This window comes from Alteromonas sp. ABH4_457, from assembly GCF_056160625.1.
This window is the reverse complement of the sequence record NZ_JBSWXN010000003.1, coordinates 81,138-100,617: the sequence shown is the minus strand read 5'-3', so window position 1 is coordinate 100,617 and position 19,480 is coordinate 81,138. Positions and strand designations below refer to the sequence as shown.

Sequence of the window (19,480 nt, the reverse complement as noted above, 5' to 3'; positions counted from 1 at the left end):
GGACAACATTATGCGTAACTGGCTTCCAGCTGTTGCTTTACTCTTGCCGTGCCCGGTATTTGCTCAGGCGTCTGCCGATACGGGCGATACCGCCTGGATCCTCACTTCAACTGCACTGGTACTGTTTATGACATTACCGGGGTTATCCTTCTTCTATGCTGGCCTGGTACGCAGTAAAAACGTGCTGTCGGTACTGATGCAATGTTTTGCTATTGCCTGCGGCGCATCGCTTATCTGGCTGATTGCCGGTTACAGCCTGGCGTTTGGTGAAGGAAACAGCTTCATCGGCGACTTTTCAAAAATGTTCTTAGATGGCGTGACGAAGGACAGTTTGTCCGGCACCATCCCTGAAGCATTATTTTTTATGTTCCAGCTCACATTTGCGGTTATTACACCTGCGCTGATGGTGGGCGGCTTTGCCGAGCGTATGAAGTTCTCTTCCGTGCTGATATTTGCGCTGGTGTGGCTGGTACTGGTTTATCTGCCAGTTTGTCACTGGGTATGGGGCGGCGGCTGGCTGGCTGAAATGGGACTGCTGGACTTTGCCGGTGGTACCGTCGTCCACATTACTGCAGGTGTGGGGGCTCTGGTGGCAGCACTGGTGATTGGAAACCGTACCGGCTACGGCAGTGCTTCCATGATCCCTCATAACCTGACGATGACCGTCGGCGGCGCTGGTATGTTATGGGTAGGCTGGTTCGGCTTTAATGGTGGCAGTGCTGTGGCTGCAAACGGTGATGCTGCAATGGCGATGCTGGTGACTCATATCAGTGCGGCAGCAGGTTCGCTGGCATGGATGACACTGGAATGGAAAAAATACGGTAAGCCTTCTGTACTGGGTATTGTCACCGGTATGGTTGCCGGACTGGGTACAATTACGCCAGCTTCGGGGTTTGTTGGCCCTGCGGCCGGTCTGGTTATCGGTTTATCTGCCGGTGTGATTTGTTTCTACTGCACCAACCTGATCAAACAGAAATGGAAAATCGACGATTCTCTTGACGTTTTCCCTGTGCACGGTGTTGGCGGTATTCTGGGAACGTTCCTTGCCGGGATCTTCTGCTCACCAGATTTAGGGCTGTTCAGTGGCTATGGTTTCGGTGGCGGCAACACCAGTATTTCTGAGCAGTTAACCGTGCAGGTGATTGGTATTGTGGCGGTATTTGCTTACACAGCCGTGATATCCTGGTTACTGCTTAAAGTGGTATCTGCCATGACTAACGGTCTGCGTGTGGATATGGAAACCGAGCAGAAAGGCCTGGATATCTCAAGCCACGAAGAGCGCGGATATAATCTGTAATCCCGCTGCTTTGCTGTGAACAGACGCCGCGTTATGACACGCGGCGTTTTTTCTTCACAAAGAATGCTGCTTACAATCATTCGGCTCATTCGTAATGAATAAAACCGTCTGATCAGGGTTCACATTCTGTGCGGAGCGTGTAAAAATTCTGTGAATGTTATCGGTAACGTTAAGCGTATTTTCCACACAAGGAACCAGTATGTATAAAAAATTACTCACCGCGGGGGCGTTAAGCTTCAGCTTACTTTCTCCTATTGCCATGGCGATGGATGCCACATTTGCCAAAAATGGTGTCACTGTAAATGGTGCCGGTGATGATGCTGTGTGGCAGGAAGCGCAATGGCACCCGCTGGAGCATCTGATGGTAGGAAGCATGCCATCTAAAGAGGATTTCTCCGGTCGTTTTAAACTGGCATGGGACGAAAGCAAGCTCTATCTGCTGGTGGAAATTGTGGATGATGTTCTCATTGATACCCATCCGGATCCAAAGGATAAATACTGGGATGATGATTGTCTGGAAGTGTTCATAGACGAAGATGCATCAGGCGGTAATCACCAGTACAGTTATAATGCCTTTGCCTATCATATTGCGCTGGATGGCAATGCTGCAGACTTTGGTGATGAAAATGATGGCAATGGCGTGGTGTTGCTGAACGATCATGTGGAAAGTGAGTGGCACCGCGATGAATCATCACCGTATACCATTACCTGGGAAGTGGCGATTGATATTTATGATGATTCATTCAGTACCGCTAAGCCGGGCGAACCGCTGTCATTAGAAGAAGGTAAGATAATGGGGTTTATGCTGGCTTATTGCGATAACGACGGCAGCCCTGAGCGTGAACACTTTGTGGGTTCTCATGAAATTACGCCGGTTAACGGTGATAAGAACCTGGGTTTCATTGATGCCTCGGTGTTTGGCAAAATTACGCTGGTGAAGTAATCAGGTAAAAGAAGTAGCAGCGGCGTACTGCTACTTCATTTTCTTTTTCAGTTCCCTGGCAACCTTTGCCGATTCAAAGGCTACACTTTCCTGATCGTCAAAATGAGGATGACGGGTAAGCTCACACATTAGTTTCGGGATGTCTTTTAGCGGCAGCACATGTGACGGATGGTCGTTCATCACAGCATTCAGCGGCAGGTAGGGAGCATAAGCATCTTCCGGTGACTGTGCCACGGTGATACCGCCCTGTGCCGATGTTTCCCGTAAACCCTGAACACCGTCGTCCAGATTCCCGGTAAGCAATATGGCAACCGTTCTGTCGGAATACTCCCGCGCAGCAGATTTAAACATCACATCGATAGCTGGGCGCCAGTAAGACTCATCAGGGGTTTCATAAAACTTAATACGGTTGTCCTCCACCCCTATGTGAAGATTATCCGGAGGCAGATAGATATGACCTGATCTGACAACCTCTCCTTCAACAGCGTTTTCCACGGTCAGCCGGGTTTTCGCCTGCAATACCATGCGCATATCACCGGCTTTGATATCGCTGTTTTTTATCCGGTGTAACAACAGGAAAACCGGAGCAGGAAAGTCGTCAGGCAGATTTTCCACAAGATGAATAAACGCCTTAACGCCACCTAATGAGGCGCCGATAAAAAATACCGGACTGACCTCAGGGTATCTGACCACGCTATCAACTTGATTTTCCATCCAAATATTTCTCCAGCAAGCCATGAAGTTTAGCTATTTCTACGGGCTTGGGAAGAAAATCGCTCATTCCGGCCTGTTTGCAGCGGTTGATGATGTCCTGATGAACATGGGCGGATACTGCTACAACCCGGGTATTCTGAAGCTTGTCACCGGGGAGTTTTTTAAACTCTTCGAAAAAGGTAAAGCCATCCATTTCGTCCATCTGCAAATCCAGCAAAATAAGTGCATAAGTGCTGTCTTTCACTTCATTGAGGCCTTCTTTACCATTGCGGGCTACATCGTACTGCACACCCAGCTCATCCAGGTAAGACGACAAAATGAAAATATTGGCTTCGTTATCCTCGATAATGAGTACCCTATGGTCGCCTGTTTTGCGAAGCTTAAGCTGGCTCACCGGTACATTGGTGACGGCTTCCCTGACCACCTTGGGCGTTTGCAAGGGCAGATTAATTGTAAAGGTAGTGCCTTTGCCTTCTTCACTTTCAACGTCGATGCTGCCGGCCATCAGACTAACCAGTTCTTTGACAATAGACAGCCCGAGGCCGGAGCCGCCGAAGCGTCTGGCAATGCTTGAATCTGCCTGCGTAAACTTATCGAATATTTGTTTGATATGTTGCTCAGACATACCAATTCCGGTATCCGAAACTTGCAGAACCAGTTGATAAACCGGTTTGTCCCAGTGACCTTTAGCAATAATCTTTATTGTGCCGTTTTCAGTGAACTTAATGGCATTTGACAGCAGGTTAGTGACTATTTGCTGTATTCTTAACGGGTCGCCGATAAATGTGTCTGGCAGATCTTTGTCAAAAACAGCCGAAATTTTGCGGTCGCTGTTCACATTATCCATGGAATACAAGTCAATGAGATCGCGGATGATGGCTTTGGGCGAAAATTCCGTATATTCCAGTGACAGCTGCCCGGATTCCAGCTTGGCAAAATCCAGCAAGTCGTTGAGTAGATCCCGTAACTTCTTCGTGGCGTTATCGAGAATTTTGAGCAGCCTGGCCCGCTTTTCTTCATTATCAATTTGCAGGCCGAATACTTCATTTACACCCACAATAGCGTTGAGAGGTGTACGAATTTCGTGGCTGACATTAGCCAGAAACTCTGTCTTCGCCAGGTTGGCTTTCTGAGCCTGTTCCCGTTTCAGATCCAGCTCTTTTTGCTGATGCACCAGTTCGGTATTGTCGATGAAACTGAGGATCGCGCCTTCAATCGATTGGTTGGTTGCGTAGTAGGGGGTGATGTGCACCCAGAAATGTTTGTCTTTATATTCTGCCTGGATGGTTTGAGTACCGGCAGTAGACGCCACTTGTTTAATGACTTTATGCAGATCAAAGCTCTCGAACCGCTCCTGAAGACGTTCGGCGAAGTGTTCCAGATCCGTTGTTAAAGAGAAGAACTTTCGGGCAGCCAGGTTTGCCCTGACAGCATTCGAATCACTGTCAACACATACCAGCGGGAACTGCAGTGAATTCTTGATATTAACCAGTTGATTCGTCACCTGCTCCAGTGAGGTGGTTTTGTCATTTAACTGGTCGTTCATCGTCACTAATTCTTCATTAGTGGACTGCAGCTCTTCGTTAGTGGTTTCCAGTTCCTCGTTAGAGGACTGCAGCTCTTCATTGGATGATTGCAGTTCTTCGTTCATGGACTGCAATTCTTCGTTAGATGTCTCCAGTTCTTCCACTACGGTCTGGATGTGCTCCCGCGCCATTGAAAGTTCGTCTTCCAACTCTTTAATGCGCTCTGACGATTCGTCATGAATTTCCTGACTTGCCGGCTTTTGTACATCAGCCGTTCTGGTAAAACAGACAAGCAGGAACTTCTCATCCTGCTCTTCTATTTGTACCGGCATCACCTTCATTCTCACCTGGCAAGGTTCACCGTCAATGGTCAGGCGGCGTAACTGACTTTCAGACTGCTTTTTGGTCCGGGTCACTTTATATACCAGAGGCCGGATTTCATGGCGGAACATTTCAATGACAATCTCGTTTAAGTTAAACGAGGGTTTGCCTTTGGGAAACTTAATATAGTGGGCACTGTTACCGTATATGTGCTCAACATCCAGGTTATCGTTAATTAATACACAGGCATCGCCGAGTTGCTCTACCAGTGCATCCGGTAAGCTCGGCGGCCGGGAGGTGTCTGCAACGCGCTGAGGTAACTCTCCGATAGATACAGAAGATTTGCCGCTTAAATGGAACCGTTGCGGATTAAACGAAGTAACGCTGCGCTTCTGGAAGATTTTGTCCTGAGAGTTCACAGAACGGAATATATCCGTTACCTGTGATGTACTTTCAGATTTCCCTAAGAACAGGTGACCGCGTTCACGCAAGGCGTAATGGAAAATACGGTACACCTTCTTCTGTAATTCCTGATCGAAGTAAATCAGCAAGTTGCGGCAAGTGATCATGTCGATGCGCAGGAAGGGAGGATCGTCAATAATATTATGACCGGAGAAGAGAATGATGCGTTTGAGTTCGTCTATGACCTCATAAGCATTTCCTTTCTTTTTGAAGTATCTCTCTTTGTATTCTTTCGGCACATCCGCCATGGATGCTTCGCTGTACAGGCCGCGTCTGGCTACTGCCAGTGCATCAGTGTCTACGTCTGAGGCAAATATCTGGTGCTCTTCGCTACTGATTTTATCCGGCCCGCCAAGTGCTTCTGACAGCATGATGGCCAGACTGTAAGCTTCTTCACCGGTAGCGCAGCCAACCACCCATAAGCGAACCGGTTCGCCGGAGGATTTACCTGATGTAATGTCCTCAAGAACAGGGGCCAGTTGACTGAACGTAGCGGGGTCGCGGAAAAAGTTGGTCACAGAGATGAGAATGTCTTTGTATAACATCCGCACTTCTTCTGAATCGTGGCTCAGCAGTTCCACGTAGTCGTTAAACTCGTCCACCTTCCTGGCCAGCATTCTGCGCTCAATGCGTCGCTGTAGCGTCGCCTTTTTATAGTGTTTGAATGATACACCGCACTGTTTCCTGACAATATTGACCAGGTCGATGAACTTATCCTGTACCTCGTCGGCTTCAATTTTTACTCTGAGTTCCTGTGGCAACTTGGTACTGAGATCTTTAAGGTGTTTGCCGATCCCGGAAGGGCTAAGACAAAAATCCACGCATCCGGTGTCAATTGCCGAACGGGGCATGCCATCATAACCGGCGGACCTTGCGTCCTGCGCATAGGTGATGCCACCATTGGCTCTGATCACCTTAATACCATGAGCGCCGTCAGTCCCCGTGCCTGACAAAATCACACCAACCGCATGCTCTTTTTTCGCTTCAGCCAGCGAGACAAAAAGTGCATTAACCGAAGGCTTGGCCAGAGAAGTAGTTTCTTTATCTGACAAATACAGTTTATCGCCCTGAACGGTGACGTCATATTTAGGTGGCGTGACATGAATGACGTTGGGTTGGGCAAGCATTCCGTTGGTAATGGTTTTGACTTTCAGCCGGGTATTACGCTGAACCAGTTCAGTCAGTTTACTTTCGTGTTTAGGAGACAGGTGCTGGGCGATGATATAAATCATATTTGAATCGCCGGGGAGCTCCTCACACAGATTTTGTATGGGTTCCAGTCCACCCGCTGAGGCACCAATACCTACCCAAAAATAACGCTGTTCAGGTGACGGAGATTGCATCTAACCAACTTGAAGATAAAGAAATATTGGCCTCATCTTATCATTTAGTCTAACGAGATCCATCAAAACTGGTGTTGGATTATGGTTTACGGAGCAGGGGCGGGCATCACAAGGTCATACAGGTCCGCCAGCGCAGGAGACTGCGCTGCAGCACTCTTTAGCAGCGCCGCATGAGGGTTCACTTCTGCAACGGTAAACAGCACATCGCCCAGTGTATTTTGCATGGCAAGGCCGGTGTAGGTTGTTCTGCTTAACGTGCGCTTTTTCAGCAGGGCGAAGGTGTCTCCGACGACCACGCCGTCTGCACTGCCCATACCAATCACCAGTTCACCTGACAGCTTGTCGACAACCTGCGTTACTGTGGCCTCGCAGGTGATAATACTGGTAATGTCGGACACGGCAGCATTCACAGTGTTCAGTGCCACACGGCCAAAGTCGCCGCGCCAGAACAAGCTGTTATTGGTATCTACACTTTGTCCTTCCGGGTAGCTCCAGTCCGCTTCGGCATGGTAGCTTTCCTGAAACAACAGGGAGTTTCTGAAGGCATCGACAACATACACATCCAGGGTAAAGTTTCGCCGTCTTGATACATCATCATCGTCTTCAATGTTGATTTGTTCGAACAGGCTGATGTCGCGGATATAGCCAAACACAATGAACTGCCGCCCCTGGGTTTGTGCCAGATAGGAGGCTTTGTCATAAATAATCTGCGGCGTCAGCGAGTTGAACGCGCTGGTGGAGGCAAACGCCTTGTCCAGCAACTGCACATTGAGCTGTTGTTGCTGGCGGATTAACTGTTGCTCCAGCCGTTTACTGATTTGGTGACCAAAATCGTAAATATCGCCGTGGGCAGCCTGTCTGGGTCGTAATAACTGAAATTGTGTCACCAGTACAGAACGGCTGTATTTGTCACTGTCACAGGCAAAAATAGGTGTGATATTTACTTTGACGGAAACAGTGAGGTAGCCGTCCTCTAATGTTTCATCGATGATTTCGACCCGCTGAATACGTCCTGTGGAGTGGATTTCGGCCTTGCTGCTGATGAGCAGTCCGTTTAAAACCACATCTTCAGCCGTAATGAGGCTGCCTGATTTAAAGGATGCATCGGCGATAGCATTTTTTATGGCCATAATGCGAACATCGTCCAGCGGTGCATTTTTAACTGCCAGCTTCGCTTCGCCCTGTACCCATTCTGCATAGACGGGACAAGACAGCATCACCATCGCAACGATGGCAAATAAACAGCGGATTAAATACATACAGCTACCCGAAAATAGAAAAGAGTTTGCTTAACAGGCTGCGTTTCTGATTATCCTGCAGCTCGCCTTTACCGCTGTATTCAATAAGTGCATTACCGACTTTTGCAGAGCTGACGGTATTGTTCACATCAATGTCTTTAGTCCTTACCTCGCCGGAAAAACGGATAAATTCCTTCCCCTGATTCATGGTGATCCACTTTTCACCGGCGACCACCAGGTTGTTGTTCGGGAGTACTTCTACCACGTAAACCGTGATCTTGCCCTCCAGGGTATTGGACTGGCTGGCATTAGCAGAGCTGTTAAATTCACCACCCTGTTCATGGTCAACATTTAAATCGTCATCGCTGATGTGTATCGGACCTGCGTTCACAGTAAGCGGTTGGATCTGAAAGCTCGCGCTTTTGTCTTCGTTGTAGTCGACAGACTTTTGCGAAGATGTTTGTTCGTCCAGTTCTATCAGCACCATATCGCCTACACGGAAGTTGTGATGCAGCTCGTACAAGCCCGCTGCATTGTCCGGGTCAAACAGCGAACCTGTGGGAACACGGACTACCGCCACAGTCTGACTGCGCGGCGGACGGAAAGTGGCTTCCCCCTGGGAGACTTCCTGCTGACTGGTATCAATGGCGCGCTGTTTTACGTTCGGATTTGTCGGACTGGACGCCACCACTTCCTCTTCTTCAGACAGGGTTGATGTGCAGCCTGCCAGAGCCAAATGTAAAGAAGCGAAAATCAGTAAATACTGGCATTGTAATTTCATAGCTGTTTAACCAAATGTGCTTGCTGTGCACGAAATTTATTATGTTTTATATGGAGTAAATGGCCGCCGTCCTTTGCGATTCGAAACAAATACTAACTGACAAACTCGTAAAAACACGCTCAAACATGAGCGATTTGCGAAACCTTTACAATGTTGACAAATGCCTGCCGGGTAGGGGGATTTATGCGTATTTTCGATGCAATTGGCGATTATTTTACAACAGCTGATGAGTCCGCTCAGGCCGTTTCAGACGTGGCAACTACCGCTGCGGAAGTGGTATCTGACAGTAACGGCTTTACTGCGATGCTGGCTATGCTCACATCCGCTGACGATGACACACAAACACAGGCGCAGGACGCGACGATTGCGGATATTCAGTCTCAGTTCACCTCTTCACTGGGGATCCCGGGACTGGATGAAGACGTGCTGTCATCGCTGACATCAGACTCCGGGCTGGCAAAAATGCAGAACGCATTTCTGGCTATGTTGCAGGCTGATTTGCTCTCTTCATCTGAGGCATCCTCTGAAGACACCGGAGAGACTGCGGCCTCAGATTCTGAGGCTGAAAGTATTGCGCTGGCAGACGGGGAAACAGGCTGGGACAGCTTCATGAATGCCGCTTTCGGTGAGGACGGGGTCGACTGGAACGATGGCTTTGATGCGGTGAATCTGCTGCATCATATACCCATTGTCGCCGATGTGTATCAGTCGGTATCGTCAACAAATATCAGTGCGGTATCTGATCTGGCTGGCAGCTTTATGTACGGTGGTCCGGCTGGCCTTGCGTACTCTGCAGCGAACCTTACCGTGCAGGAGTTTACCGGCAGTTCGATTACCACAAACCTGTGGGAACTGGGTTACGACTGGCTGTTTAACCGTGACGTGACCGGTGGTAATGAAAGTTTAACTGAAGTCGTTGCCGGGGAAGGCGGAGAAGCTGTTGCCCATTCAGCTTATCAGTTTGCCAGACGGCAATTTGATGCTGATGCGGCGGAAGAAAGCGGCAACTGATTGCCGCTTTTTTGATTGTTAGCCGGTGAAGCCTGCCGGAATTGCTGAAATATTATTCGGCACCACTGACAATCTGGACCTGCGCCAGATCGGTGTCGCCCTTAATGACTTTATAAATGGCATCCTGCACCAGCGTGCGCATGCCATCTTTCATAGCCTGTTCTTTCATATCAGACACACTGCCTTCTTTATATATCAGGCCACGAAGTTCCGGCGTCATCCCTAACAGTTCGTGAACGCCGGTACGGCCACGGTAACCTGTTCCGCCACACTCTTCACAACCGTCCGCTTTATGCAGCATCAGAGGGGAGGGCAGATCCAATTCGTTAAGATAACTCTCACCGTACTGACGTTTAATAAACGCAATGTCATTTTCCGATGCAGGATATTGTTGCTTACAGCTTTTACACAGGGTGCGGATAAGACGCTGGGCGAGAATTCCCACACAGGCATCAGAGAAGTTCACCGGGTCAAGACCCAAATCAAGCAGACGGGTTATCGTTTCCGGGGCTGAGTTGGTGTGTAGTGTGGATAGGACAAGGTGACCGGTGAGTGATGCTTCAATGCCGGCATGAGCCGTTTCTTTATCACGCATCTCACCGATAAGAATAATATCCGGGTCGGCCCGTAAGAATGCCCGCAATGCATTAGCAAACGTAAATCCGATTTTCGGGCTCACCTGCACCTGTTGCAGGCCGGCCTGGGTAATTTCCACCGGGTCTTCTGCTGTCCAGATTTTCTTTTCAGGGGTGTTCAGATAACCGAGTACGGCGTGCAACGTAGTTGTTTTACCTGAACCGGTGGGGCCTACTACCAGCAGAATACCGTGAGGCTTGCGGATCATGCTCTCCAGCCGGTTCATATTAGATGGTGCCAGGTTCATCTTATCGATGGGCATAGCGCCGCCGGAGGCAAGAATACGCATTACCACGCCTTCACCGGCCACAGTCGGAATGGTTGCTACCCGAACTTCAACCAGCTGACCATTCATCCGGAAAGCCAGTTTCCCATCCTGAGGTACACGTTTCTCTGCGATATTCAGATTGGACAGGATTTTAATCCGCGCAATAACCGCACTGTGGTGAGACTGAGGTATCTGACTCATATCCCGGCACACACCGTCTATGCGCATGCGGACCCGTGTGGGGCCCCCTTTTTCGGGGTCAACGTGAATATCGGAGGCATTCAGTCGTTTAGCGTCGTGCAGTACACGGCTGACAAGGCGGACAACAGCCGGCGCATCGTCCGACATCTCATCGACCTGGTCTTCGCCTTCGTCATCACCGGCGCTGATTTCATCGAGGATCTCACTCATCTCGCCGGGCGCACCATTGCCACCGCCTTCACCCAGGTATTGTAAAACCTGATTAGGCAGCGCCACGGCGATTTCGTAACTGTCGATACCCATGGCGCTTTCAATTTCCATGAGCAGGGCGGCGTTATTCGGCTCTGCCATCAGAACAATAGGGCGCTCATGAACATCCGCAATCACGGCAACGAGGTTACGTTTCAGATAAGACAGGTTCAGGCGGCTGTCATTCTGAAACAGATGGTACTTTTCCGGCAGATAAGAGATATAAGGAACCTGATAATGCACCGAAAGGGTATTACCGATATCGTGTTCACGGATGCTGTGTTCAGACATAAGACGCTGCACAATCGTGCGCTGGTCGTTGGTGCTGTTCAACAGGTCTGTGAGCGCAGCGGGTGCTATCTGATTTTTATGCAGTAATAAGTCAAAGGGGTGATTAGTACCACCCAGCTCATAGCGGAACTTATTGCCGAGTAGCTCAGTAAGTTGTTTCGCGACGGTAAGGTCGCTGCCATTGAACGGACCGGTCTGCTTATTTATAAGCTGCATGACACCGAGCAGTACGCCGGCATTTAATACCGGTACACAAAGAATGTTGTTGGTCCGGAAGTTACTGCTCTTATCGAATTTATCTGCAAAGCGCAGGCGGGGATGAATGCCTTCGAGTTCTTCTTTATTATAGGGATCTGCAATGACGATGGGGCGTTGGGCAAGTGCCACGTAACCGGCAATGGACAGCGGCGAGATGGGTACTTTAATTTCCTGCGTCGCTTTACCGGTTTTGAACCGTGCTACCAGATCCTGGTGCTGACGTCTGCGCTGGAAAATACTCATTCGCTGTGCATCGAACAACTCAAGAATGATGGGTTCGATTTCACTGAAAGCATCTAATAATGACGAGTGCTTCGCCAGAATCGTATTAATTTTATCAAAAGCGAGCTGCTGACTACTATTTCCAAGCATAAATAAGGTATCTGTCTGTGACTTATAATACAAAAAGGCAGTGCTGCCCGGCACAACCCGGAACCGGTATACAAAGAAAAAACCGGTACCTATATAAAGAGGTTTCACAATAACCCTTTATGACCAAAGCGGCAACTTGACCGTCAGACCAGAAGCGACATTTACGCTTAATTACAGTCCGGGCCGCACCATTCTTTTCCGGTTCACACCCTGTTGAATAAAAATAGATCAGTTTTTCGCATTTGTGAGTTGCGCTTAACCGATAATTCTGTATAATTCGCGCCCACTTGCCCTGTACAACATGTAACAGGAGCATGGTTTCGGCCGCAGCTACACTGCTTTTAGGGTAGATGCCGAAGCTACAACAGCGAGTAATCGGTGACGTAGCGGGCGTGTCAGAAACAAAGAACAAGATTCCAATTGGGAATCACTGGTTTATACGCACATCTTTTCGTCCCATCTAAAGAGGGAGTGAGAAGATGATTTTTTTGTTCTTTCGATTGGAGCTTAATCGATGCCAAATCAAAGAATTCGTATTCGTCTGAAAGCGTTTGATCACAAGTTGATCGATCAGTCTACGGCTGAAATCGTAGAAACGGCGAAACGTACTGGTGCTCAGGTAAGCGGTCCTATTCCTCTGCCTACTCGCAAAGAACGCTATACAGTTCTGGTTTCTCCGCACGTTAATAAAGACGCGCGTGACCAATACGAAATCCGTACTCACAAGCGTTTGGTAGACATCATCGAGCCAACTGATAAAACAGTTGACGCGCTGATGCGTTTGGACTTGGCTGCTGGCGTTGATGTTCAAATCAGCCTGGGCTAATAAGAGAGGGTATTAACAATGGCGATTGGTCTAGTCGGTCGTAAAGTGGGTATGACCCGCATCTTCACTGAAGATGGCACGTCTATCCCTGTGACTGTTATTGAAGCGACCCCAAACCGTGTTACTCAGTTACGTACTGAAGAAACTGACGGTTATCGCGCTCTTCAGGTTACTGCTGGAACTAAGAAAGCGAACCGCGTAAACAAAGCTGAAGCAGGTCACTTTGCTAAAGCTGGCGTTGAAGCAGGCCGCACTCTGGTAGAATTCCGCCTGGAAGATAACGAAGGTGCCGAAATTGAAGTGGGCAGTGAAATCACTGTTGAAATCTTCAACGACACTAAAAAAATTGATGTAACTGGTACTTCTAAAGGTAAAGGTTTCCAAGGTGCAATCAAACGTTGGAACTTCAGTTCTCAGCGTATGACTCACGGTAACTCTTTGTCTCACCGTGCACCTGGTTCAATTGGTCAAAACCAATCACCTGGTAAAGTTTTCAAAGGTAAGAAAATGGCTGGTCAGCTTGGTAACAAGCAAGTGACTACCCAATCTTTGGAAGTAGTACGTGTTGACGTAGAAAATAACCTGATCCTGGTTAAAGGTGCCGTACCTGGCGCAACTGGCAACGATGTAATCGTAAAGCCAGCTGTTAAAGCGTAACGTCTGGGGAGTGAAGTGATGGAATTAACATTGAAAGATGCGCAAAGCGCTCTTGAAGTATCCGAAGCGACCTTTGGACGTGAATACAACGAAGCTCTGGTTCACCAGGTAGTTGTAGCATACGGTGCAGGTTCTCGTCAGGGTACTAAAGCGCAAAAAACGCGTTCTGAAGTACGTGGTGGTGGTAAGAAGCCATGGCGTCAAAAAGGTACTGGCCGTGCACGTGCCGGTACAATCCGCAGCCCAATCTGGGTTGGTGGTGGCCGCGCATTTGCTGCTAAGCCTCGTGACTTTGATCAAAAAGTTAACAAAAAAATGTACCGCGGTGCTATCAAAAGCATCCTGTCTGAACTGATTCGTCAAGACCGTCTGGTTGTTGTTGAGAAGTTCGCAGTAGATGCGCCTAAAACTAAGGCTCTGGTAGCTAAGCTGAACGAACTGGAACTGAACGACGTTCTGATCGTAACTCCTGAAGTTGATGAGAACCTGTTCCTGTCTGCACGCAACCTGTACAAAGTTGATGTACGTGACGTTGCGGGTATTGACCCGGTCAGCCTGATCGCTTTTGAAAAAGTGCTGATTACTGCTGATGCAGTTAAACAGCTTGAGGAGGCGTTAGCATGAACGAAGAACGTCTACTGAAGGTGCTGAAAGCACCTCACGTTTCAGAAAAGTCTACAATGGCGGCTGAAGCCAGCAACACTGTTGTATTCAAAGTAGCTAAAGACGCGAACAAAGCTGAAATCAAAGCAGCAGTTGAAAAACTGTTTGAAGTTGAAGTAGCTGACGTACGCACTGTGAACGTTAAGGGTAAAACCAAGCGTCACGGCATGTCTTTCGGTAAGCGTAGCGACTGGAAAAAAGCGTATGTATCGCTTAAAGAAGGTCAGGACATCGACTTTGTCGGTGGCGCTGAATAAGAAGGGGATTAGAAATGCCATTAATGAAAGCTAAGCCAACTTCTGCCGGTCGTCGTCACGTTGTTCAGGTTGTTAACCCTGATCTGCACAAAGGTGCTCCTTATGCGCCTCTGTTAGACAAGAACAACAAGTCTGGCGGCCGTAACAACAATGGTCGTATTACCGTACGTCACATTGGCGGTGGTCACAAACAGCACTACCGTATCGTAGATTTCAAGCGTAACAAAGACGGCATCCCTGCCAAAATTGAGCGCTTAGAATATGATCCTAACCGTTCTGCAAACATTGCTCTGGTATTGTATGCAGACGGTGAGCGTAAGTACATCCTGGCACCTAAGGGCCTGCAAGCTGGTGACACTATCCAGTCAGGTTCTGATGCTGCAATTAAAGCAGGTAACGCCCTGCCTATGCGCAACATCCCTGTAGGTACAACAGTACACGCTATCGAAATGAAGCCTGGCAAAGGCGCGCAAATCGCTCGCTCTGCTGGTCAATACGCTCAGATCCTGGCACGTGAAGGTAACTACGTTACTTTACGTCTGCGTTCAGGTGAAATGCGTAAAGTATTGTCTGACTGCCGTGCAACAATCGGTGAAGTTGGCAATGCAGAACACATGCTGCGTTCACTGGGTAAAGCTGGTGCGACTCGCTGGCGTGGTGTTCGTCCTACAGTCCGTGGTGTTGTAATGAACCCGGTTGATCACCCGCACGGTGGTGGTGAAGGACGTACATCAGGTGGCCGTCACCCGGTTACTCCATGGGGTGTTCCTACTAAAGGTAAGAAAACCCGTAGCAACAAGCGTACTGATAAGCTTATCGTACGTCGTCGTAACAAGTAATAGCGAGGATTCACCATGCCACGTTCTCTCAAGAAAGGTCCATTTATCGACCTTCACTTGCTGAAGAAGGTAGAGGCTGCAGTGGAAGCGAACGACCGTAAACCAATTAAAACCTGGTCACGTCGTTCGATGATCATCCCAGATATGATTGGGTTGACCATTGCGGTCCATAACGGTCGCCAACATGTACCTGTCATCGTAAGTGACGAAATGGTCGGCCATAAGTTGGGCGAATTTGCGCCAACGCGTACTTACCGCGGCCATGTCGCGGACAAGAAAGCTAAACGTTAAGGGGTAGGAAATGGAAGCATTAGCTAAACATCGCTTTGCCCGCACGTCGGCTCAAAAAGCACGCTTGGTTGCGGATCAAATTCGCGGCCTGCACGTTGAAAAAGCTCTTGAAGTTTTAGCGTACAGCCCGAAGAAAAGCGCAGCATTAGTTAAGAAAGTACTGGAGTCTGCTATTGCTAACGCAGAGCATAACGAAGGTGCTGACATCGACGAGCTGAAAGTTGCGAAAATCTTCGTTGACGAAGGTCCAACGATGAAACGTATCAAGCCACGTGCCAAAGGCCGTGCCGATCGTATCTTTAAGCGCAGCAGCCACATCACTGTAGTTGTAGCGGATAACTAGGAGTAGAAAATGGGACAGAAGGTACATCCTACAGGTATACGCCTGGGTATCAGCAAACCATGGACTTCGACCTGGTACGCTAATACTGCAGACTATGCAGACAACCTGTATAACGATCATCAGGTACGTCAGTATCTGACTAAGCAGCTGAAAAACGCTTCACTTTCTAAAATCGTGATCGAGCGTCCTGCTAAGAGCATCCGTGTGACTATTCACACTGCTCGTCCGGGCGTTGTTATCGGTAAGAAAGGTGAAGACGTAGAAAAACTGCGTAATCACGTATCTAAGCTGGCCGGTGTGCCTGCTCAGATCAACATTGCAGAAGTACGTAAGCCAGAGCTGGATGCACAGTTAGTAGCTGACAGCATCTCTAGCCAGCTGGAGCGTCGTGTAATGTTCCGTCGCGCCATGAAGCGTGCGGTACAAAATGCAATGCGCCTTGGTGCCAAAGGTATCAAAGTTGAAGTTAGCGGCCGTCTGGGCGGTGCAGAGATTGCACGTTCTGAATGGTACCGCGAAGGCCGTGTTCCTCTGCACACTTTCCGTGCGGACATCGATTACGCGACTTCTGAAGCTTTAACTACCTACGGTATCATCGGTACTAAAGTTTGGATCTTCAAAGGTGAGGTTCTGGGCGGTCTGCCTACAAACCAGGAGCCGGCTGCGCCAGCTCAACCTAAGAAGAAAGGCCGCAACGCTAAGCGAGAGGGCTAAATCATGTTACAACCAAAACGCATGAAATTTCGTAAAATGCATAAAGGTCGTAACCGTGGTCTTGCTATTGCTGGTGGCAAAGTAAGCTTCGGTACTTATGGCCTGAAAGCAGTTGGCCGTGGTCGTATGACTGCACGCCAAATCGAAGCAGCGCGTCGTGCTATGACTCGTCACGTTAAGCGTCAAGGTAAAATCTGGATTCGGGTTTTCCCTGACAAACCAATTACTGAGAAGCCTCTTGAAGTGCGTCAAGGTAAAGGTAAAGGTAACGTTGAGTACTGGGTATGCCAAATTCAACCTGGCCGTGTTCTGTACGAGATGGAAGGTGTTCCTGAGTCTCTGGCACGCGAAGCGTTTGAACTGGCAGCGGCAAAACTGCCATTTAAAACAACCTTTGTAACTCGGACGGTGATGTAATGAAAGCGACTGAACTGAAAGAAAAAAGCGTAGAAGAGCTGAACGCAGAGTTGTTAAACCTGCTACGCGAACAGTTCAACTTGCGCATGCAGCATTCAACTGGTCAGCTTGAAAAAACAGACCAGCTGAAGAAAGTGCGTCGTAACATCGCGCGTGTTAAAACCATTCTGACTCAAAAGGCTGATGCGTAATGACTGAGCAAAAAATTCGTACAGTACAAGGTCGTGTGGTTAGCAACAAAGGTGATAAGTCTATCACTGTTGTTGTTGAGCGTTTCGTTAAACACCCTATCTACGGGAAGTTCATCAAGCGTTCTACTAAGCTTCACGCCCACGACGAAAGCAACGTTGCTAACGAAGGCGATACAGTCACTATCCGTGAGTGTCGTCCTGTTTCCAAGACTAAGACTTGGACACTGGTTGACGTTGTAGAAAAAGCTAGCATGTAATTGCTCGTTCTTTTCTTAAAAAAGCCCGGTTAATCCGGGCTTTTTTGTGCCTGCAATTTGCCATTCATAATTACTTACATACTCTTCCGGCGCGAATCTCTGTTTAACGATATCCTTTGTGTTTTAAAATAGTGTTACTGTGCGTGTGCGAAAACACATATCTGCACTGACTTCACAGCGCAATAAGAAATAATAATGAATAACACGGAGACGGAAATGAAACCCAATATGAAAACCCTCGCAGGCTTTGCACTGAGCCTGGTAGCTGCATCTATCATCGGATGTTCACCTGCCAGCGAAAAGATGCAGGAAACCACTGCTCCTGTTGCAGCGGAACAAACTGCGCAATCAGAAACCGAAAGGCTTAATGCCTGGTTTGAAGAGCAGTATGAGAAGCAACTGCAAATGTCACCCATCACTCTAACCATGCGTGGCCGCAAAGAGCGCTACGGTGAAATTGATGATGCATCGGAAAAAGCTGCTGAAGAGCGTTTTGCCATGCTGGAAGCCGCTGTTGAAGAAATGAAATCCACCTTCGATTACGACAAGCTGGATGATGCGGCAAAGATCTCATGGAATATCCTGGTTTACTCCTATGAACAGGATAAGCTGATGAAGCCTTTTGAGCGCCGTGAATATATCTTTAATCAGATGTTCGGTATGCACACGTCCCTTCCTACAGTATTGATTAATTATCATAAAGTGGAAAGCGAACAGGACTTAAAGGACTACGTAAGCCGCCTGGGTGAAACCGGTCGGGCGATGGAGCAGTTAATCGACCGCGCGCGCATCAACGCCGATGAAGGTGTGAAATCACCGTACTTTGCCTATCAGGGCGTCATTGAACAAAGTAAGGGCATTATCTCCGGAAAGCCCTTTGATGACTCTGAGAACGACAGCGCACTGTATGCAGATTTTAAAGCCAAAGCACAATCTCTTGTGGACGCCGGTGAGCTGACACAGGAGCAGGCTGAAGGTTACCTTAAAGACGCCGAAACCATGCTTACCACTAAGCTTGGGCCTGCATATCAAACGCTGATTGACTGGTTTGAAGCTGATCTGCCTTCGCTGGATAAGAATGCTAAAGGTGTTTGGGCACTGCCGGACGGCGAAGCCTATTACAATGCCATGCTTGCACGCTCCACTACCACAGACATGACTGCGGATGAAATTCACGAACTGGGTTTAAAAGAAGTCGCCCGTATTCGTAAGGAGATGGAAAAGGTAAAAGCAGAGCTTGGGTTTGAAGGTTCTCTTCGTGAGATGTTTGATTACTTCCGTGAAGATAAAACCGATGAACGTCTCTATTACCCGAATACCGATGAGGGCCGTGAGGGTTATCTGAGTGATACCCGTACCTACATCAACAACATGAAAGAAATGCTGCCTGATTACTTTGGCCGTCTTCCTAAGGCAGACCTTGTGGTGAAACGGGTTGAGCCTTTCCGTGAGCAACCGGGTGCTGCACAGCATTACTATCCCAGCTCTCCTGATGGTAAGACGCCTGGTGTTTATTACGTGCACCTGATTGATATGACCATGATGCCAAAAAGCGAAATGGAAGCGATTGCTTATCATGAGGGTGTACCGGGCCACCACATGCAAATTGCCATTGCTCAGGAACTGGAAGATATTCCCACGTTCCGCACACAAATGTTCTTCACCAGTTATGTGGAAGGCTGGGCACTTTATGCAGAGCGTCTTGCCAGCGAAATGGGCGCTTACAAAGAACCGGTAAATAACTTTGGCCGTTTGCATTCTGAAATGTGGCGTGCAATCCGTCTGGTTCTGGACACCGGAATTCACGCGAAAAAGTGGACAGAGCAACAGGCTGTAGATTACTTCATTGATAACTCGCCAATTTCTGAAGGTCAGGCGAAATCAGAAGTACAGCGCTATTTTGTCATGCCGGGTCAGGCAACCGCTTATAAAATCGGTATGCTGAAAATTCTGGAGCTGCGTGAAAAAGCAAAAACTGCGCTGGGTGATAAGTTCGACATCCGCGGATTCCACGACCTGGTATTGGGTGGCGGTGCCGTGCCATTAAGCACGCTGGAGCTGATGGTAGACGACTGGATTAAATCTCAGTCTTAATGTTGCCAGAGGTTGTTCAG

At 48.5% G+C, this 19,480-nt stretch carries 20 protein-coding genes; 15 read left to right on the top strand and 5 right to left on the bottom strand.

Annotation, left to right across the window (positions count from 1 at the left end; all coding sequences use genetic code 11):
- Positions 1-10: 10 nt before the first annotated feature.
- Both ACXAGR_RS06940 and ACXAGR_RS06935 read left to right on the top strand, forming a co-directional pair.
- Complete coding sequence (locus ACXAGR_RS06940; RefSeq protein ID WP_474843595.1) at positions 11-1,297, top strand: ammonium transporter; 1,287 nt, start codon at positions 11-13, stop codon at positions 1,295-1,297.
- A 199-nt stretch (positions 1,298-1,496) separates the two neighbouring features.
- Positions 1,497-2,240, top strand: coding sequence for a CBM9 family sugar-binding protein (locus ACXAGR_RS06935; protein ID WP_474848938.1), 744 nt, complete (start codon positions 1,497-1,499; stop codon positions 2,238-2,240).
- Between the two features lie 30 nt (positions 2,241-2,270).
- On the opposite strand, the gene ACXAGR_RS06930 is transcribed toward ACXAGR_RS06935, so the two are convergent.
- The 4 genes from ACXAGR_RS06930 to ACXAGR_RS06915 all read right to left on the bottom strand — a co-directional run bounded on the left by ACXAGR_RS06930 (position 2,271) and on the right by ACXAGR_RS06915 (position 8,625).
- Positions 2,271-2,954 (bottom strand): chemotaxis protein CheB, encoded by a 684-nt coding sequence (locus ACXAGR_RS06930; protein WP_474848936.1) that lies wholly within the window; start codon positions 2,952-2,954, stop codon positions 2,271-2,273.
- The gene (locus ACXAGR_RS06925) at positions 2,938-6,606 is read right to left on the bottom strand and encodes a CheR family methyltransferase (RefSeq protein ID WP_474848934.1); all 3,669 of its coding nucleotides are present in this window, start codon (positions 6,604-6,606) and stop codon (positions 2,938-2,940) included. Before ACXAGR_RS06925 ends, ACXAGR_RS06930 begins: the two co-directional genes overlap by 17 nt.
- Positions 6,607-6,692: 86 nt before the next feature.
- Positions 6,693-7,865: a flagellar assembly protein T N-terminal domain-containing protein gene (locus tag ACXAGR_RS06920; protein WP_303575236.1), complete on the bottom strand. Its 1,173-nt coding sequence runs from the start codon at positions 7,863-7,865 to the stop codon at positions 6,693-6,695.
- A 4-nt stretch (positions 7,866-7,869) separates the two neighbouring features.
- Positions 7,870-8,625, bottom strand: coding sequence for a flagellar basal body L-ring protein FlgH (locus ACXAGR_RS06915; RefSeq protein WP_474848932.1), 756 nt, complete (start codon positions 8,623-8,625; stop codon positions 7,870-7,872).
- Between the two features lie 183 nt (positions 8,626-8,808).
- Between ACXAGR_RS06915 and ACXAGR_RS06910 the strand changes: the two genes are divergently transcribed.
- Positions 8,809-9,636 carry a hypothetical protein gene (locus tag ACXAGR_RS06910; RefSeq protein WP_474848930.1) on the top strand — a complete coding sequence of 276 codons (828 nt, stop codon included), beginning with the start codon at positions 8,809-8,811 and terminating at the stop codon, positions 9,634-9,636.
- A 52-nt stretch (positions 9,637-9,688) separates the two neighbouring features.
- Here the strand turns inward: ACXAGR_RS06910 and ACXAGR_RS06905 are convergent, their stop codons facing one another.
- Positions 9,689-11,911, bottom strand: a complete 2,223-nt coding sequence (locus tag ACXAGR_RS06905) for an ATPase, T2SS/T4P/T4SS family (RefSeq protein ID WP_474843581.1) — start codon at positions 11,909-11,911, stop codon at positions 9,689-9,691.
- Positions 11,912-12,425: 514 nt separating this feature from the next.
- Here ACXAGR_RS06905 and rpsJ point away from each other — a divergent pair.
- The 12 genes from rpsJ (at position 12,426) to ACXAGR_RS06845 (ending at position 19,460) form a co-directional block, all read left to right on the top strand.
- Positions 12,426-12,737, top strand: a complete 312-nt coding sequence (gene rpsJ, locus ACXAGR_RS06900; protein WP_008845776.1) for a 30S ribosomal protein S10 — start codon at positions 12,426-12,428, stop codon at positions 12,735-12,737.
- Positions 12,738-12,755: 18 nt separating this feature from the next.
- Complete coding sequence (gene rplC, locus ACXAGR_RS06895; RefSeq protein ID WP_119499828.1) at positions 12,756-13,394, top strand: 50S ribosomal protein L3; 639 nt, start codon at positions 12,756-12,758, stop codon at positions 13,392-13,394.
- Between the two features lie 18 nt (positions 13,395-13,412).
- Entirely contained in the window at positions 13,413-14,018 is a 606-nt protein-coding gene (gene rplD / locus ACXAGR_RS06890; RefSeq protein ID WP_119499829.1) for a 50S ribosomal protein L4, read from the top strand.
- Positions 14,015-14,314 (top strand): 50S ribosomal protein L23, encoded by a 300-nt coding sequence (gene rplW / locus ACXAGR_RS06885; protein WP_119499830.1) that lies wholly within the window; start codon positions 14,015-14,017, stop codon positions 14,312-14,314. The genes rplD and rplW overlap by 4 nt, the downstream gene beginning before the upstream one ends.
- 14 nt (positions 14,315-14,328) lie before the next feature.
- Positions 14,329-15,153: a 50S ribosomal protein L2 gene (gene rplB, locus ACXAGR_RS06880; RefSeq protein WP_119499831.1), complete on the top strand. Its 825-nt coding sequence runs from the start codon at positions 14,329-14,331 to the stop codon at positions 15,151-15,153.
- A 15-nt stretch (positions 15,154-15,168) separates the two neighbouring features.
- Entirely contained in the window at positions 15,169-15,444 is a 276-nt protein-coding gene (rpsS, locus tag ACXAGR_RS06875) for a 30S ribosomal protein S19 (protein ID WP_119499832.1), read from the top strand.
- A gap of 10 nt (positions 15,445-15,454) precedes the next feature.
- Positions 15,455-15,787: a 50S ribosomal protein L22 gene (gene rplV / locus ACXAGR_RS06870; protein ID WP_119499833.1), complete on the top strand. Its 333-nt coding sequence runs from the start codon at positions 15,455-15,457 to the stop codon at positions 15,785-15,787.
- A 9-nt stretch (positions 15,788-15,796) separates the two neighbouring features.
- Positions 15,797-16,501: a 30S ribosomal protein S3 gene (gene rpsC / locus ACXAGR_RS06865; protein ID WP_119499834.1), complete on the top strand. Its 705-nt coding sequence runs from the start codon at positions 15,797-15,799 to the stop codon at positions 16,499-16,501.
- A gap of 3 nt (positions 16,502-16,504) precedes the next feature.
- A complete protein-coding gene (rplP, locus tag ACXAGR_RS06860) occupies positions 16,505-16,918 on the top strand; it encodes a 50S ribosomal protein L16 (protein WP_070125803.1) in 414 nt (137 codons plus the stop codon).
- Positions 16,918-17,109, top strand: a complete 192-nt coding sequence (rpmC, locus tag ACXAGR_RS06855; RefSeq protein ID WP_119499835.1) for a 50S ribosomal protein L29 — start codon at positions 16,918-16,920, stop codon at positions 17,107-17,109. The genes rplP and rpmC overlap by 1 nt, the downstream gene beginning before the upstream one ends.
- The gene (gene rpsQ / locus ACXAGR_RS06850; RefSeq protein WP_119499836.1) at positions 17,109-17,366 is read left to right on the top strand and encodes a 30S ribosomal protein S17; all 258 of its coding nucleotides are present in this window, start codon (positions 17,109-17,111) and stop codon (positions 17,364-17,366) included. The genes rpmC and rpsQ overlap by 1 nt, the downstream gene beginning before the upstream one ends.
- Before the next feature lie 216 nt (positions 17,367-17,582).
- Positions 17,583-19,460, top strand: coding sequence for a DUF885 domain-containing protein (locus ACXAGR_RS06845; RefSeq protein WP_474843575.1), 1,878 nt, complete (start codon positions 17,583-17,585; stop codon positions 19,458-19,460).
- The last annotated feature ends 20 nt before the right edge of the window (positions 19,461-19,480 follow it).